Consider the following 15,131-nt stretch of genomic DNA (forward strand, 5'->3'; position numbering starts at 1 on the left):
TGGGCTGGTTCGGGCGGCGGGTGGCGAACTGCGAGGATAGCGGGGTGTCCGGTCCCGAATCCTTCTCCTTCACCGTCGGTACGCGCCTGGAAGGGCGGCACGGCCGGTCCGGTGTGATCGCCACGCCGCACGGGTCGATCGCCACGCCCGCGTTCATTCCGGTGGGCACCAAGGCGACGGTCAAGGCGGTGCTGCCGGAGACCATGCGGGAACTGGGCGCCCAGGCGCTGCTGGCCAACGCCTACCACCTCTACCTGCAACCGGGCGCCGACATCGTGGACGAGGCGGGCGGGCTCGGCGCGTTCATGAACTGGCCGGGACCGACCTTCACCGACAGCGGCGGGTTCCAGGTGATGTCACTGGGGGTCGGCTTCAAGAAGGTGCTGGCGATGGAGGCGGTCGACGTGCGCAGCGACGACGTGATCGCCCCCGGCAAAGAGCGGCTGGCCACCGTGGACGACGACGGGGTCACCTTCCGCTCCCACCTCGACGGCTCCGCGCACCGGTTCACCCCCGAGGTGTCGATGGGCATCCAGCACCAGCTCGGCGCCGACATCATGTTCGCTTTCGACGAACTCACCACGCTGCTCAACACCCGTGCCTACCAGGAGCGATCGGTACAGCGCACACACGAGTGGGCGCAGCGCTGCATCGACGAGCACGAACGGCTGACCACCGCGCGCACGCACCGTCCGTACCAGGCGCTGTTCGCCGTCATCCAAGGCGCGCAGTACGAGGACCTGCGCCGGAAGGCATGTCGAGGGCTGGAATCGATTCGCGGAAGCGCGGGAACGGGATTCGATGGTTACGGCATCGGCGGCGCGCTGGAGAAGCACAACCTGGGCGCCACCGTCGGTTGGTGCTGCGACGAGCTGCCCGAGGACAAGCCGCGTCACATGCTCGGCATCAGCGAACCGGAGGACATCTTCACCGCGATCGAGAACGGCGCGGACACCTTCGACTGCGTGAATCCGTCCCGGGTCGCCCGCAACGCCGCGATCTACGTCGACACCGGCCGTTTCAACATCAACACCAGCCGCTTCCGCCGCGACTTCACCCCGATCGACGAGAACTGCGACTGCTACACCTGTGCCAACTACACGCGCGCCTACATCCATCACCTGTTCAAGGCCAAGGAGATGCTCGCCTCCACGCTGTGCACCATTCACAACGAGCGGTTCACGGTCCGCCTGGTCGACCGCATCCGGCACAGCATCGAGGGTGGCTACTTCGACGAGCACAAGGCCGAGACATTAGGGCGTTGGGGCAGGGGAAAGGCTTTCCGGGAACACGACGGCGCGGGTCCGCAAGGGTGATCGGGAGCTCCACGGGGCCGCGATCGTCTCTTGCGGCGCCCGCGCCGCAGGGTGGTCGGGGAACTCGTCAGGTACGCAGTGGATCCACTCCGGTCGGCGCGTAGCTGGGTTCGTGCTTCTTGAGCAACGCGATCACCCGGTAGGTGATCGGGAGCACGATCACCTCGCAGAGGGTCTTCCAGAGGAAGCCGATGATCACGTAGTTGAGGAACTGCTGCCAGGTATCGATGCCGATGGCGCCCGCGGCGATCGAGCAGAAGATCAGCGTGTCGGCGAACTCGCCGACGATGGTCGATCCGATGAGCCTGGCCCACAGGTACTTTTCCTTCGTCCGCTCCTTGATCAGCACCAGCGTCGCGGAGTTCAGCAGCTGACCGACGAAGTACCCGGCCAGGCCCGCGATGACGAGCCGGGGCGTCGTCCCGAGGACGGTGCGGAACGCCTCTTGGTTGTCGTAGAAGCTCGCGGCGGGCAGCCGGATCGCGATGGCGAAGCACACGACCGTCAGCAGCAGCGCGGCGAAGCCGTAGTAGATGGCGCGGCGGGTGGCGCGGAAGCCGTACACCTCGCTCAGTACGTCGCCAAGGATGTAGGCCAGGGGGAACAGGAAGAAGGCGCCATCGGTGGCGATCGGCAGGACTTGCAGCGGCCCGAGCGACACCGATCGATCGCCGAGGAACTCCACCCCCTTGGTGGCGCAGATGTTGGAAATGATCAGGGTGGCGGTGAACAGGGCCACGATCGGTGCGTAGTACCCCCGCGCGACCTGGGCAAATGCCGCATGGTCCGCGGGGCGCCCAGGCCCGCCGTGCTCTTGCGTGGTTTTCGACTCACTCACCCGCATCATCCAACCAGGTTGTGGAATACGCTGTAGCAATGACGAATCCCGGCGATTCCGACGAGTGGTGGAAGCAGTACGGCGGCCAAGGCGTGTCGCCGGAGTCCGGTGGGCAGAGTTCGGTCCCGCAGTACCCGAGTCCTGAGCAGCAGCCGTCGGGTTACCCGTCGGCGCCGCAGTACCCGGTACAGCCGCCCTCGCAGCCGATGACGCCGCCTCCGCAGCCGCAGTATCCGTCCTATCAGCAGCCCGTGCAGCCGTACGGTCAGCCGAACTACGGCTACCAGACGCCCTACCAGCCCTACGGAGTCCCGGCGCAGGGCACCAACGGCATGGCCATCGGCGCGCTGATCTCGTCGCTGGTCGGATTCGTCACCTGTGGGCTCGGCTCGATCGTCGGCATCATCCTCGGGGTGATCGCGCTGAATCAGGTCAAGCAGAGCGGTCAAGAAGGACGCGGCATGGCGCTGGCCGGCATCTGGATCGGTGTCGGCGCGATCGTGCTCGGCATCCTGTGGTTCGTCGTGGTGATCATCGCGGGGGCGACCAGCACGTAGCGGCACGGCCGGGAAAGCAACAGGGGCGCACCCGATTCGGGTGCGCCCCTGTTACTTTCGATATCGCTGTGGCGGGTCAGGCCTTGACGACCTGGGTGCCGCCGGCGAACTTGTCGTGCCAGCCCTGCTTGTTCGGGTCCTGCGAGATGGTGACCATGATGTAGATCGCCAGACCCAGCGAGACCAGGCCGCCGACGCACGGGATGATGTTCGCCGCGACGAACGCGTTGCGCTTCAGCGAGGTGACCGGGTCGATCTTGGCGGCGCCGCCCGGGGCGAGCACCTTCAGGCCGAGGATCTTCTTGCCGAGCGTGGTGCCCTGCGAGGTCTCCATGCCGACGAAGTAGCCGAGCTGGACCAGGGTCCACACCAGGCCGAGCCCGATGGTCAGGCCCACCGAGTTGTTGACCAGGATGTACAGGATGAAGTACGGGATCATCAGGATGATCGCGTCGATGACGCGGGCGCCGATGCGCGTGCCGAGGTCCCCCGGCTGACCGCCGTAGGCGTTGAACCCGGGCTGTTGCGGGTACTGGCCGTAGGGGTCCTGGCCGTACTGGGGCTGCTGCTGCTGCCCGTACTGCGGCTGCTGGCCGTACTGGGGCTGCTGCTGCTGCCCGTATTGCGGCTGCTGGCCGTACTGGGGCTGCTGCTGCTGCCCGTACTGGGGCTGCTGCCCGTACTGGTCGCCCCCCTGCGGGTACGGCTGCCCGTACGGCTGCCCGCCCTGAGGATACTGGTTGGGGTCGTACCCACCGCTTGTCATAGTTGTTTGTCCTCGTCGATTGATCAGTAGTTGGACGATGCGTACGTTACGGACATGGGCTGCTTCGCAACAACCCGTGAACGTCGAGTATCCACGGTTCGCGGGGCAGCCGCCGGGTGTCGAAACACGCGAGTAGCTCGGACGACGATGTCGCGGTCGAGCCGAGCGAAGCGGCCAGCGCCGAGACTACTTCCTCCGGCGTGTTGCCGAGCGCCAATCGTTCGCGGAGTGTCACCGCCCCATCCCGTTTCGCCAGTCGTCGCCGCTGTGTATTGAGCACCAGCGGCACATGGGCGTAGCTCGGCACCGGCAGGCCGAGCAGCGTCGCGAGGTAGGCCTGGCGCGGGGTCGACGGCAACAGGTCGTCGCCGCGTACCACCTGGTCGACGCCTTGTGCCGCGTCGTCCACCACGACGGCGAGGTTGTATGCCGGGACGCCGTCGCCGCGCCGCAGCACCACGTCGTCCACCGGGCCTCGATAGCGGCCGTGCAGCTCGTCCCGCACTTCGAACTCGGTCACCGTGGCGCGCAGACGCAGCGCGGCCGGACGCCCCTCGGTGCGCAGCCGGGCCCGTTCCGAGTCGCTCAGCGTGCGGCAGGTACCGGGGTAGGCGCCCATGGGGCCGTGCGGCGCTGTCGCGGCTTTCTGGATTTCCCTTCGGGTACAGAAGCATTCGTAGGTGAGACCGGCGGCGGCGAGGCGATCGATGGCCGCCTCGTACCACGGCAACCGTTCGGACTGGCGTACCACGGGTCCGTCCCAGTCCACGCCGATCGCCGTGAGGTCGTCCAGTTGCCGCTGCTCCGCACCGGGACGCACCCGGTCCAGATCGTCGATCCGCAGCAGGAAGCGGCGGCCGGTGGACCGAGCGAATGCCCAGGCCAGCAGCGCGGTGCGGAGATTGCCCAGATGCAGGTCCCCGGACGGGCTCGGCGCATACCGGCCCGCGCCCGGCTCGGCCACGGGACCGGCGGTAGACGATGAGGTGCGCACGTCGGCCATGGTAGGAGCGACGCGCTCAACCGCGCAGACGCGGCCGCAGGTCGGCGTCCGCCGGTTCGTCGCCTGCCTCCAGCGTGGCGAGCAGTGCCTCGGCGTGGGCGACCAATCCGGCGAGATCGATATCGTAGGGTGCTCGCCCGCTCTCCGGCTGGTATGCCGTCAACCGCGACACAGCGCGGGCGAGCAGTGTACGCGCCCCCTTCGGATTACCGCGCTGTATGTGGGTCAGCCCGACAGCGAACTGCGCGAGTGCTTGCCACAGCATCCGCTCGGCGAACGGTCCGTTCTTCCATGCGGCCTCTAAAACCTCGTGTGCGTTGAATGCAAGTCCTTCGTCCAGCAGTTGCTGGGCGAAGGTCAAGGTTTGCTGGGGTGGAAGATCGAGATCGTCCGGAATTCGGGCAACTCCGGTGCTCCCGGGAGGCAGCGGCCGCCCGAGACGGTCGCGCGGACGGGCATTACGGGCGCGACCTGCGTCGTCGCGAGCGCGTTCGACCATAGGTTCCATCATGCACGGCCGCCCGGGTCGCGTCGACGCGCCCCGTGGGCGAGCGCGAATTGTGCTCCGATAACAGAGCAATCACATCCGTTAAAAACATTGTGGTACGCCAGTGTTCAGAATGAATGAGGGAGGCTGGCAATGCTCCCGCAACTTCCTCTCTTCGCAAACGTGTGTGGTTGCGATGATTGAATAGGCAAGAGCCGGGCAAACTTTCGAAGGACCTGCTAGTGTTACCGCGCGGGGACAGGCCCCGCGCGAGGTTAATTTCCTCTCGAACTCGATGTGCGATATCTACGCACCGGGAAAGTGCGCTCCGGCACGGGGTGCACCACGGGATTCGGCTTTCCAGTCGGGTACCGATGCTAGCTGGAACGATGTCAGGAGAAATCTCGCTCTCGACGCAGCAAAGGAGCTAGTGCCGTGGAGGTTGATTGGACGGGCGCTGTGTGGCGCAAGAGCACATACAGCGGTCCGGATGGGAACTGCGTGGAAGTCGCTTTTCTCGTCGACGGCAATGTCGCGGTTCGTGACACCAAGGACAGTGGACGTGGCCCGGTCTTGGCGTTTGCGCCGGGCGAGTGGGATGCATTCCTAATGGGGTTCTCGACGGGAGAGTTCCGGCGCGGCTGAACCGCTCCGGAATGGCCTGAACAAGGCAAAGCGGGCCCCGGGTCGTGTGGACTCGGGGCCTTCGCGGTTTTCGGGCGGGTCGGATGCGGCGCGAATCCTCAGTGCGCGGAACCGTTTCCGTCACCGTTCGCTCGTTGCTGAACCTTGCGCAGCACGGCGAGCTGCCTTCGTTCCTCTTCGTGCTCGATCTCGAAGTGCCGCACGCTCTCCGCGCGCGGATCCGCACGCAGGAAGCTGCCGGTGCCCGGCTTGCCCGCCGCGCCCAGCTTGCTCATCTTCTTCGGGACGGGTGCGCCCTGGTACTCCAGCGGAATCGGGTGGCCGTGCGCGTCGACCGGGCCGAGCGGCTGATGCACCTCGATGTATTCGCCGTGCGGCAAGCGCTTGACCACTCCGGTCTCCACCCCGTGCTCGAGTACCGCGCGGTCACTGCGCTGCAAGCCGAGGCAGATGCGGTAGGCCAGCAGGTAGGCGATCGGAGGCAGGAGCAGGATCCCGATGCGGCCCGCCCATGTCGTCGCGTTCAAGGAGATCTGGAACTTGTAGGCGATGATGTCGTTGACGCACGACAGCGTCAGCACCACGTAGAACGCGATCGCCATCGCGCCGATCGCCGTCCGGACCGGAACGTCACGCGGACGCTGCAGCAGGTTGTGATGGGCGCTCCTGTCGCCGGTGAGCCGCTTCTCGATCCACGGGTAGGCGATCAGCACGGTGAACACCAAGCCCATGATCAGCGCGACCCAGAACACCGCCGGCACGGTGTAGCGGCCCAGATACAGCTCCCACGGCGGCATCAACCGGGCCATGCCGTCGGTCCACATCATGTAGAAGTCCGGCTGCGAACCCGCCGACACCTGCGAGGGGTTGTAGGGACCCAGGTTCCAGATCGGGTTGATCTGGAACACCCCGCCCATGATGCCCACGACGCCGAGGGTGAAGGCGAAGAACGCACCCTGATCGGCGGCGAACACCGGCACGATCCGGGCGCCCACCACGTTGTTCTCCGTACGGCCCGGACCGGGGAACTGGGTGTGCTTCTGGTACCACACCAGCGCCACGTGCGCGGCGATCAACGCCAGGATGATGCCCGGGAACAACAGCACGTGCGCGATGTAGAGCCGCGGGATGATGATCTCGCCGGGGAAGTCCCCACCGAACATCAGCCAGTGCAGCCAAGTGCCGATGATCGGAATGCCGATCGTGATACCCGAGAACGCGGCCCGCAGGCCGGTGCCCGACAACAGGTCGTCGGGCAGCGAGTAGCCGAAGAAGCCCTCGAACATCGCCAGGATCAGCAGCAACGAACCGATCACCCAGTTCGCCTCACGCGGCTTGCGGAACGCGCCGGTGAAGAAGATCCGGAACAAGTGCACGATGATGGAAATGGCGAACAGCAGCGCCGCCCAGTGATGCACCTGCCGCACGAACAGGCCGCCACGCACTTCGAAGGAGAGATCGAGCGCCGTCTCGTACGCCCGCGACATGGTGACACCGCGAAGTGGCTGGTAGGCGCCGTTGTAGACGACCTCCGTCATGGACGGGTCGAAGAACAGCGTCAGGTACACGCCCGACAACAGCAGGATGATGAAGCTGTAGAGCGCGATCTCGCCGAGCAGGAACGACCAATGGGTCGGGAAGACCTTGTTGATCGACCGCTTCACGAACGCGGCGGCCCTATACCGCTCGTCCGCCTCATCGGCTTGCTTGGCGATTTTGCGAGCTAGATCTATTGCCATGGCCGACACCCCGCCCTGGGTGAGTGGTATCTGTTCCTACTACAGACGGTAGCAGAGCTGTCTGCCGGAATCGATGGGGTTCTCCGGGAGAATTGTGGAACAAGATCATTCACATTTGTTCCGCTCGCGGGGCGCCGTTCGATCCGAGTCGATATCGTTTTACTTGTGAGCGCCATGGCACCACAGGACGCGACGATGTATTGGCTGTCCGAACGGACGCGCAACGACCTTTTTCTGCTGTATTGCTTCGTCGACCGCGGACGGCCCACCGAGGAACTGCGCGCCGCTGTCGCCGAACGGAGCGCGCGGATCGCGGACCTCCGGGTCCGGCTGCGCGAACTGCCCGCCGACATCGATTACCCGTGCTGGACGCGATGTGAATTCGCTGCCGAGCAATTCGTGGAACACGAACTGGCGGAGCGTGATTGGCAGCACCTGCTGCACGTGCTCGGCGAGCTGCTCGGCACCGGCGTCGATGCCACCGCGCACCCGTGGCGGCTGCACGTCTTCCGCGCTATCGCCGACGCGCCAGGGCTGGAAGGCGAGCCCGCGCTGGTGGTGCTGCTCCAGATGTCCCACGCGCTGGCCGATGGGCGGCGGGCCTCGGCGATCGGGCGTGCGCTGTTCGGTGCGGCGGAGAATCGCGCGGTGGGGGACGAAGGCCGAACACGGTTGCCTGCGCCCGGTGGGGTACGGACCAGAGGCGACGGCGGTATCGAGGAAGCAGGTGCCGGCAGTTCGGTCGGCGAGGCTCGTCGTACGCCGAGTGATCGATCGGTACTGGACGTATCCACGCGAAAGGTGCTCGCTGATCCGCAGGGTATCGACTGGACGGCAGGGACCCGTGTGCGGACGATCGGTGATGCGGTGTCGGGAAGCGTGTTGCCGATCGGTGTGCTGATCGATTCGGCGGTCGGCCTGCTGCGCGTGCCGGTTCTGATGGCCGCGACGGCGGTGCGTGGCTACCAGGCGTTTCGAGCCCAGCAGCGGCTGGCGGAGTTGACCGAGGCGGGCGAATTGCCGCCGCCCGGACAGGGTTACCCGCCGAGCGCGCTGAACCGGACCACAGCGGAGGGGATCTCGCGGCACGAAGCTCGGATGCTGGTGTTCCCGGCGGAAGATCTGCGGGTGCCAGGTCGTACCGTCACGGTCGTCGTCTTGACCGCGGTGTCGCTGGCGCTCGCCCGCTACCTGGCCGACCGGGGCGAGCCGGTGGAGCGTCTCGGTGCGCAGGTCCCGATGGCCCTTCCCGAGGTCGACCGCCCCCGCAACAACTATCGCAGCCTCGGCGTCGATCTCTTCATCGACGAACCCGATCCGGGCCTGCGCGCCGACAAGATCGCCGCCGCGCTCGCCGACCGGCGCGTCCGCGCACGGCATCCGCTGCTGTCGGCGCAGGACCGGGTCACCGCGTCAGTCCCCGCCCCGGTGCTGCGCCGGGACGTGGACGGCTACCCCCTCGACGCTGTTCCCGACTCGATAGCGGGGCACACGGTGGTCTCCAGCGTCGACCGCGGCCCGGCCGACCTGTCCTTCGGCGGCGGGGAGGTGCGCTTCACGGCCGGGTTCCCCGCACTCGGCTCCGTCATGCACCTCACCCACGGCGTACACGGCCTCGGCGACACCATCACCATCTCCCTGCACGCCGACCGGGCGGTCCTACCGGATCTCGACGCCTACGCCGCCCACCTCCGCGCCGCGCTGCTGGAAGCACACCGCACCCTGCTCGACTCCGCCCCGGCGTGACGATCGCGCGCCCGCGGGTCAAGAACGAACGAGGGCGGGCTGGGGTGCGGACTGATGGACCTCGGCGGAGATCTTGATCTCCAGTTCCAGCCGGGTGGCGTTGATGACCGAGCGTTCCTCCTCGACGGTGTTCTCGATCGCCCGCGACCACAGCGCCTGGATCTCGGTGATCTCCTCGGCGACGGCCTCGCCGTCGAGTTCGATCCTGCGGCGCTGCAAACTGATGTTCAGTGCCGCCGTGAGCGTACGCATCAGGTCCTCGCAGCGATTGGGGATCTTGCGATGCGCCACGACGCGCAAGCTGCTGATGAAACCTCGCGAGCCGGTGATGATCTGCCGGATCTCCTCGTCCACCCGATCCAGCTCGTCGGCCTCCCAGCGTTCGCAGCGCAACAACTGCTGGCGCACGTCGTTCGAGATGGCCAGCACCGAGGACACCGCGGTGAGCACCGACTCCCGCCGCCATTTGTCGTGCTCGCGCCGCTCGGCCGCCGCGTTGGTCGACTCCACGCTGCGCTGCGCCGCGTCCAGGGTGACCCGATTGCGCTCGTCAGCGGCGGTGAGCGCCGCCCGGTTCGTGCGGTTGTTGACCAGCACGCCGACCAATGCCGCCATGGCGACGATGAGGGAACCGAAGAGCGGGAGCCACTGAGTCACGGGGACGATCATTCCATCGGAATGGGAAGTCGCACAGCCTAGATCGGACGAACGGGGCTCGCCCCGCTGCCGGACGCCGTGGGTCGGCCCGAGCGTCTCGGCTTCTGGGGACCTGCCGCGCCGCGAATCCGTAGCCATCGAACGGCGAACGTCTCCGGTGAAGCGATTCCCGCGTGGAGGATAGTGGCCCACGTCACAGCCGAGCAAAGTTGCCGAATGCTCAGCCGCCGAGCTGGCGTATCTCATGCGAAAGGCCGGGCCGGACGCGATCAAGCGTCCGACCCGGCCTTTCGTGGCGGAGGATAGGGGATTTGAACCCCTGAGGGCGTTAACCCAACCCGCGTTCCAGGCGAGCGCCATAGGCCACTAGGCGAATCCTCCGTGGAGCAGCATACCGGTATCCCCCCGTCGGTCGCCAAACAGGGTGGGGGAAGGGGGAGTGGAATGCCTGTTCTGGCGGGGTGATGGGCCCGGAAGGTGGTGTTGCGGACCGGAGGCGCTACACTGGCCGACGGATCCCGCGCGGCGCGCATCCTGTGAACTCCCCCAGGGCCGGAAGGCAGCAAGGGTCAACGGGCTCTGCCGGGTGCGCGGGGTCCCCTATCTTACGGCTCGCGCGGCGTATGCGCGGTTGCCGAGCCTTCGCTCGATCGATGCGGACCGGACGTGGCCCGGGTTCCGGACGAACCCCGCCCGTGGGCGGATAACGCCTCCAATTCCGGGCACCACACGGGTAACGTGAACACCGTCCGCGGATGCATGTGCGTCTGCATGGACAACTGTTCGGTCGCCGCCCATCGGTCCGGCCAGACCATCGTCCCCTAGCTGCTTGAAAGGCTGCCCAGGATGCCCCGGCAAACGCAGATCGGTTTGATGAGCCATGAGGAGCTCGTGCTCGAGCACGACACCCAGACCGCGAACTACGCGACGCTCGAGACCGAGAAGCTCACGCTGGACCTGACCCGGGGAAAACCTTCGCCGGAGCAACTCGACCTGTCCGCCGCCCTGCTGCACCTGCCCGGCGAGGGCGATTTCCGCGACGGCACAGGCACCGACTGCCGCAACTACGGTGGCCTGCACGGTCTCCCGGAGTTGCGCGCGATCTTCGGCGAGCTGCTGAACATCCCGGTGGACAATCTGCTCGCGGGCAACAACGCCAGCCTCGAGCTGATGCACGACGTGATCACCTACGCGATGCTGTACGGCACCAATGATTCCGAGCGTCGCTGGGCCGCCGAGGACACCCTGAAGTTCCTGTGCCCGGCCCCCGGTTACGACCGGCACTTCGCGATCACCGAGGCGCTCGGCTTCGAGATGATCCCGATCCCGATGCGCCACGACGGCCCGGACACCCACGCCATCGCCGAGCTGCTGGCGAGGGACCCGCAGATCAAGGGTCTGTGGGCAGTGCCGAACTACGCCAACCCCACCGGCGTGGTGTTCTCCGAAGACGTTGTCCGCGAATTGGTCTCGATGCCGGCGGCAGCGCCCGACTTCCGGCTGTTCTGGGACAACGCGTACGCGGTGCACCCGCTCACCGACACCGCCGCACCGGTGATCGACGTGCTCGGACTGGCCGCCGCCGCCGGCAACCCCAACCGCCCGTTGGTGTTCGCCTCCACCTCGAAGATCACCTTCGCCGGCGCGGGCGTGAGCTTCCTCGGCGGTTCCACCGCGAACCTGGACTGGTACCTGAGCCACGCCTCGAAGAAGAGCATCGGCCCTGACAAGATCAACCAATTGCGTCACCTGCGCTTCTTCGGCGACGCCGACGGCGTGCGCGCGCATATGCAGAAGCACCGCGCCATCCTGGAACCGAAGTTCGCCCTGGTGCTGAAGGTCCTCGAGGACCGCCTCGGCGCGTCCAAGGTGGCGTCCTGGACCGAGCCCAAGGGCGGCTACTTCATCAGCCTGGACGTGCTGGAGGGCACCGCGGCGCGGGTGATCGCGCTCGCGAAGGACGCGGGTATCGCGCTCACGGCGGCCGGTTCGGCCTTCCCGTACAAGAACGACCCGGAGGACAAGAACATCCGGATCGCCCCGAGCTTCCCGAAGCTGCCCGAACTGGAGAAGGCGATGGACGGCTTGGCCACCTGCGTGCTGCTGGCGGCCACCGAGAAGCTGCTCGGCAAGTAGCGGCGGATCCAGAACACAGTGATCGCCCGGCACGGATTCGTGCCGGGCGATTCCATTTGTGCGCTCGATCCGACGCCGACCGAGGTGGTACCGGCGAGACGGTGAGGCAGCCGCCTACCCGGTCTCCAACAGTTCCTTGAGCCGCGCCAGATCCCCCCGGTTCGCCCGCCGGATCGCTGCCTCCAGTACCGGCGCGGCGAGTTTCCCGAATCCGCTCGGCTCGCCGCGGTTGCGCAGCGTCATACGGGTGCCGCCCTCCGGCGTGTCCGCCCAGGTGTAGGTCGTCTCCATCGGAAACGGCCCCTGCGCGGTGCGCATCACCAGCCGTGTGCCGGGATCGTAGGCGACCACCTCGTAGGTGTAGGTCAGTTTGTTGCCGAGGAAGTGCGCGACGAACACCATGCGGGAGCCGACGCCCAGCGGCGGCTCCGTTTCCCAGGTGACGCCGTGGATGCGCGAATACCAGGCCGGAGCGTGCGCCGGATCGGCCGCGTACGCCGCGACCAGCTCGCGGGAGCGGTCGATCACGACGTCGGTGCGCACGTCGACGGCCATCGGCCGGGTCAGTGCGGCTTGTGCGCGAGGACGGCGAACATGGTGACCGAGAGGTGGATGTCGCCGTTGGCCGCGCCCGCCTCCAGGTCGGTGAGCAGCTGGTCGCGCTGCGCCTCGGTGATCGCGCCGCGCGCGACCGCCATCGCCGAGATCCTGGTCACCAACGAGCCCGCGCCCACGCTGCGGTCCTGCACCAAGGCATGCGAACCGATGTCGTCGACCACCAGGCCCGCCTTGGTGAGCAGGCCGGGGAGCCGACGGCCGGACAACGGATTGGTGGTTGCCGACACGAGGGTGTCGATCACCTCCCGGACGACCTGCCGGTCACCGGGGTGCATGATCGCCGTTCCCCAGTCGCTGTCCACCACCACGACGCGTCCACCCGGGCGGAGCACGCGCGCGATCTCGTTGGCCGCGCGGGCGGGCGCGGTCAGGTGCTGGAAGACTCGTTCGCACAGGACGGCGTCGAAGCTCTCCGCGCCGAACGGCACGCCGTACGCGTCCCCGGAGTGGAATTTGGCGGTCGAGCCGGCCTCGGCGGCGCGGCGCTCGGCGGAGGCGAGCAGATGCGGGTCGGGCTCGATCCCGACCGCGCTGCCGTCCGGGCCCACCGCTTCGGCCAAGGCGATGACCTCCGTCCCGGTGCCGGAGCCGATGTCCAGGGCGTGCTCGCCGGGCCGCAGCGCCAGCGCTTCATGCGCCCAGCTGCGCAAGCGGCGGATACCGGGCAGCGCGGCCTGTAGGTCGCGCACGTCTACGAGTTGGTCCTGGCCTGCTCGGTCGAACCGGTCGGGGCGCAATGCGTAGGTGCTCATGGGCCCGTGTCCATCCCTGGCCGTTGCCGTCGTCTTGGTCGGTGTCGCCGTCATCTGAGGCATGGTCTGGAGCCTACGCGGCAGGTCATCTACCCGCGCGTAGGCAGTGTGAGGTGAGTCACTACCCATGTCGGGCGGTGACGACCCGCGGCGTCCCGCCCCGTAGGCGCCGGTGAGATGATCGACCCGTCCCCAGCACACCGAGCAGGAGGTAGGCGATGACTCGCACGCTATGCCTGGCGCAGGACGCCGAGGCGGACAAGCTACTGACCGAGGACCACTTCGCCACCCTGCTCGGCATGCTCCTGGACCAGCAGTACCCGATGGAGCACGCTTTCCGCGGCCCGAAGAAGATCGCCGACCGGATGGGTGGCTTCGACATCCAGCGCATCGCGGAGGCCGACCCCCAGGAGTTCGAGGAGCTCGCCGCGACGCCGCCCGCGATCCACCGCTACGGCAGGTCCATGGCCCGGCGCGCGCAGGAATTGGCGCGCTACGTCATCGAGCACTACGACGGCAAGGCGGAGAACATCTGGACGGCGGGCGACCCGGACGGTAAAGAGGTGCTGCGCCGCCTGAAGGACCTCCCCGGTTACGGCGAGCAGAAGGCGAAGATCTTTCTGGCTCTGCTGGGTAAGCAGCGGGGCGTGCAGTTGGAAGGCTGGCGCGCGGCGGCGGGCGCGTACGGCGACGAGGGCTCACGCCGATCGGTTGCCGACGTGACGGACGCCGAATCTCTCGCGCAGGTAAGGGAATTCAAGAAGCAGGCGAAAGCGGCGGCCAAAGCGAAGTAGTACGGCAACTGTAACTCTGCGGTTGCCTATTTGAAATCGTCCTGCGTTTTTTCCTCGTTCTCGCACAGCCGGTGCCTGATGCTTTTGCCTGGAACGGCTCCACCTGAGATGAGGGATTGCAGGACATGAGGATGAGGAAACTCGCCGTAGTGGCGGCGCTGGTGACCATTGCGACCGGAGTGGCCGCGGGGACATCCGGTGCCGCGCCGACGGAAGAAAGCGCCGAAAGCGCAATAAATTTCACCGCGTACGCGACCGACACCCAGTCGATCATCGAAACCGACGCGGGTTCGCTCGCAGTCGAGGACGAAGTGCTCCAAGTGAAGGCATCCAACGGTACCGTGCTCGCGGCACAGCCGCTGCGGTTTCAGCTGGAGGACTTCGAATTCCCGATCGCCGCACAGATTTCCGGTCGTAGCGCGACGCTGACGCCGCTGTTCGACCGGGAGCACGCGGTCTACAAGCCGGTCGCCCTGCCGTACGAGGACAAGGCGCCGTGGAAGACCGAGTACGACCGTGAGGTCGCCGCCTGGACCCGCCTGACCAGCACGATCGCCGCCGGTGCGACCATCGGCACGCTCGTCGGTGGCATCGTGGGCGGTGCGGCCGGTTGCGTGCTCGGCGGCATCGCCGGCGCCACCGTCGCCTCCGCGGCGATCGTCGGCCTGTTCGGCGCGTTCATCCCGGCCGCCGCCATCGGCTGCCTCGGCGGCATCATCGCCGTCGGCGCCCTGGGCACCCTCGCGGGCCAGCTGCTGGTCACCGCCCCGGTCGCGATCGGCGCCGCGATCCAGTACTTCACGACGATCAACCAGCCGTTCACCGCGCCGAAGTAATCCTTCCGAGCGAAAATACCCCGCCCCCGTGGAGCTCTCCGGGCGGCGGGGTCTTTTCGCGTGCCCGCGACCTGCGGAAACAATGTGCCTGTGCACACAACGGCGCGTCGAGGGTTGGTGCGTCGCGGAAATCGGTGTTAATTTTGATGACATGTCTGCCGGCCGACCCAACCTCCTGCGCGTCACTTACGTGACCGCCGCGCTGGGTCTGCGGCTGCCATTGACACGCGAACTGTGTCGT

General features: G+C 67.1%; 15 protein-coding genes, 1 tRNA gene and 1 other RNA gene. 8 read left to right on the forward strand and 9 right to left on the reverse strand.

Translation table 11 applies throughout. From position 1 onward, the window contains the following. The first annotated feature begins 44 nt into the window (after positions 1-44). Entirely contained in the window at positions 45-1,316 is a 1,272-nt protein-coding gene (gene tgt, locus ON29_RS01980; RefSeq protein WP_040864472.1) for a tRNA guanosine(34) transglycosylase Tgt, read from the forward strand. A gap of 67 nt (positions 1,317-1,383) precedes the next feature. Here tgt and ON29_RS01985 read toward each other — a convergent pair whose 3' ends face one another. Continuing rightward, the gene (locus ON29_RS01985; RefSeq protein WP_085994819.1) at positions 1,384-2,163 is read right to left on the reverse strand and encodes a queuosine precursor transporter; all 780 of its coding nucleotides are present in this window, start codon (positions 2,161-2,163) and stop codon (positions 1,384-1,386) included. Positions 2,164-2,192: 29 nt separating this feature from the next. On the opposite strand from ON29_RS01985, the gene ON29_RS01990 reads away from it, so the two are divergent. Continuing rightward, entirely contained in the window at positions 2,193-2,711 is a 519-nt protein-coding gene (locus tag ON29_RS01990; RefSeq protein ID WP_040864386.1) for a DUF4190 domain-containing protein, read from the forward strand. Positions 2,712-2,787: 76 nt separating this feature from the next. Here the strand turns inward: ON29_RS01990 and ON29_RS01995 are convergent, their stop codons facing one another. Genes ON29_RS01995 through ON29_RS02005 form a run of 3 tightly spaced genes read right to left on the reverse strand, consistent with a single transcriptional unit; the run spans position 2,788 to position 4,979 of the window. Further along, positions 2,788-3,477 (reverse strand): RDD family protein, encoded by a 690-nt coding sequence (locus tag ON29_RS01995; RefSeq protein ID WP_040864387.1) that lies wholly within the window; start codon positions 3,475-3,477, stop codon positions 2,788-2,790. 46 nt (positions 3,478-3,523) lie between these two features. Next, on the reverse strand, positions 3,524-4,480 hold the full coding sequence (gene gluQRS / locus ON29_RS02000; RefSeq protein ID WP_051174792.1) for a tRNA glutamyl-Q(34) synthetase GluQRS: 957 nt from the start codon (positions 4,478-4,480) through the stop codon (positions 3,524-3,526). A 16-nt stretch (positions 4,481-4,496) separates the two neighbouring features. Then, complete coding sequence (locus ON29_RS02005) at positions 4,497-4,979, reverse strand: DUF309 domain-containing protein (RefSeq protein WP_040864389.1); 483 nt, start codon at positions 4,977-4,979, stop codon at positions 4,497-4,499. A gap of 447 nt (positions 4,980-5,426) precedes the next feature. On the opposite strand from ON29_RS02005, the gene ON29_RS34415 reads away from it, so the two are divergent. Continuing rightward, positions 5,427-5,612, forward strand: a complete 186-nt coding sequence (locus ON29_RS34415) for a DUF397 domain-containing protein (RefSeq protein ID WP_373283841.1) — start codon at positions 5,427-5,429, stop codon at positions 5,610-5,612. Between the two features lie 98 nt (positions 5,613-5,710). On the opposite strand, the gene qcrB is transcribed toward ON29_RS34415, so the two are convergent. Beyond that, the gene (qcrB, locus tag ON29_RS02010; protein ID WP_040864390.1) at positions 5,711-7,351 is read right to left on the reverse strand and encodes a cytochrome bc1 complex cytochrome b subunit; all 1,641 of its coding nucleotides are present in this window, start codon (positions 7,349-7,351) and stop codon (positions 5,711-5,713) included. A gap of 174 nt (positions 7,352-7,525) precedes the next feature. Between qcrB and ON29_RS33560 the strand changes: the two genes are divergently transcribed. Continuing rightward, positions 7,526-9,097: a WS/DGAT domain-containing protein gene (locus ON29_RS33560; RefSeq protein WP_051174793.1), complete on the forward strand. Its 1,572-nt coding sequence runs from the start codon at positions 7,526-7,528 to the stop codon at positions 9,095-9,097. Positions 9,098-9,115: 18 nt separating this feature from the next. Here ON29_RS33560 and ON29_RS02025 read toward each other — a convergent pair whose 3' ends face one another. Next, a complete protein-coding gene (locus ON29_RS02025; RefSeq protein WP_157172630.1) occupies positions 9,116-9,754 on the reverse strand; it encodes a hypothetical protein in 639 nt (212 codons plus the stop codon). Positions 9,755-10,047: 293 nt separating this feature from the next. Next, positions 10,048-10,135, reverse strand: a tRNA-Ser gene (locus tag ON29_RS02030). A gap of 129 nt (positions 10,136-10,264) precedes the next feature. On the opposite strand from ON29_RS02030, the gene ffs reads away from it, so the two are divergent. Both ffs and ON29_RS02035 read left to right on the forward strand, forming a co-directional pair. Continuing rightward, positions 10,265-10,359, forward strand: an RNA gene (gene ffs / locus ON29_RS34225) — signal recognition particle sRNA small type. Between the two features lie 241 nt (positions 10,360-10,600). Beyond that, positions 10,601-11,890 carry an aspartate aminotransferase type Ic gene (locus tag ON29_RS02035; RefSeq protein WP_040864392.1) on the forward strand — a complete coding sequence of 430 codons (1,290 nt, stop codon included), beginning with the start codon at positions 10,601-10,603 and terminating at the stop codon, positions 11,888-11,890. A gap of 114 nt (positions 11,891-12,004) precedes the next feature. On the opposite strand, the gene ON29_RS02040 is transcribed toward ON29_RS02035, so the two are convergent. Continuing rightward, on the reverse strand, positions 12,005-12,445 hold the full coding sequence (locus ON29_RS02040) for an SRPBCC family protein (protein WP_040864393.1): 441 nt from the start codon (positions 12,443-12,445) through the stop codon (positions 12,005-12,007). Positions 12,446-12,453: 8 nt separating this feature from the next. Next, on the reverse strand, positions 12,454-13,260 hold the full coding sequence (locus ON29_RS02045) for a methyltransferase domain-containing protein (RefSeq protein ID WP_040864394.1): 807 nt from the start codon (positions 13,258-13,260) through the stop codon (positions 12,454-12,456). Positions 13,261-13,478: 218 nt separating this feature from the next. Here ON29_RS02045 and ON29_RS02050 point away from each other — a divergent pair, with 218 nt between their 5' ends. Next, positions 13,479-14,054: an HhH-GPD-type base excision DNA repair protein gene (locus tag ON29_RS02050; protein ID WP_040864395.1), complete on the forward strand. Its 576-nt coding sequence runs from the start codon at positions 13,479-13,481 to the stop codon at positions 14,052-14,054. A gap of 125 nt (positions 14,055-14,179) precedes the next feature. Then, entirely contained in the window at positions 14,180-14,890 is a 711-nt protein-coding gene (locus ON29_RS02055; protein WP_040864396.1) for a DUF8020 domain-containing protein, read from the forward strand. Positions 14,891-15,131: the final 241 nt, after the last annotated feature.

Origin of the sequence: Nocardia exalbida NBRC 100660 (genome assembly GCF_000308575.1) — a bacterium.
In the GTDB taxonomy this organism is placed as follows: domain Bacteria; phylum Actinomycetota; class Actinomycetes; order Mycobacteriales; family Mycobacteriaceae; genus Nocardia; species Nocardia exalbida.

Coding starts and splice junctions, on each gene's coding strand:
- ON29_RS01985 (WP_085994819.1), bottom strand. CDS start 2,163: ATGATGCGGGTGAGTGAGTCGAAAACCACGCAAGAGCACGGCGGGCCT.
- ON29_RS01990 (WP_040864386.1), top strand. CDS start 2,193: ATGACGAATCCCGGCGATTCCGACGAGTGGTGGAAGCAGTACGGCGGC.
- ON29_RS01995 (WP_040864387.1), bottom strand. CDS start 3,477: ATGACAAGCGGTGGGTACGACCCCAACCAGTATCCTCAGGGCGGGCAG.
- gluQRS (WP_051174792.1), bottom strand. CDS start 4,480: ATGGCCGACGTGCGCACCTCATCGTCTACCGCCGGTCCCGTGGCCGAG.
- ON29_RS02005 (WP_040864389.1), bottom strand. CDS start 4,979: ATGGTCGAACGCGCTCGCGACGACGCAGGTCGCGCCCGTAATGCCCGT.
- qcrB (WP_040864390.1), bottom strand. CDS start 7,351: ATGGCAATAGATCTAGCTCGCAAAATCGCCAAGCAAGCCGATGAGGCG.
- ON29_RS33560 (WP_051174793.1), top strand. CDS start 7,526: ATGGCACCACAGGACGCGACGATGTATTGGCTGTCCGAACGGACGCGC.
- ON29_RS02035 (WP_040864392.1), top strand. CDS start 10,601: ATGCCCCGGCAAACGCAGATCGGTTTGATGAGCCATGAGGAGCTCGTG.
- ON29_RS02040 (WP_040864393.1), bottom strand. CDS start 12,445: ATGGCCGTCGACGTGCGCACCGACGTCGTGATCGACCGCTCCCGCGAG.
- ON29_RS02045 (WP_040864394.1), bottom strand. CDS start 13,260: ATGAGCACCTACGCATTGCGCCCCGACCGGTTCGACCGAGCAGGCCAG.
- ON29_RS02050 (WP_040864395.1), top strand. CDS start 13,479: ATGACTCGCACGCTATGCCTGGCGCAGGACGCCGAGGCGGACAAGCTA.
- ON29_RS02055 (WP_040864396.1), top strand. CDS start 14,180: ATGAGGATGAGGAAACTCGCCGTAGTGGCGGCGCTGGTGACCATTGCG.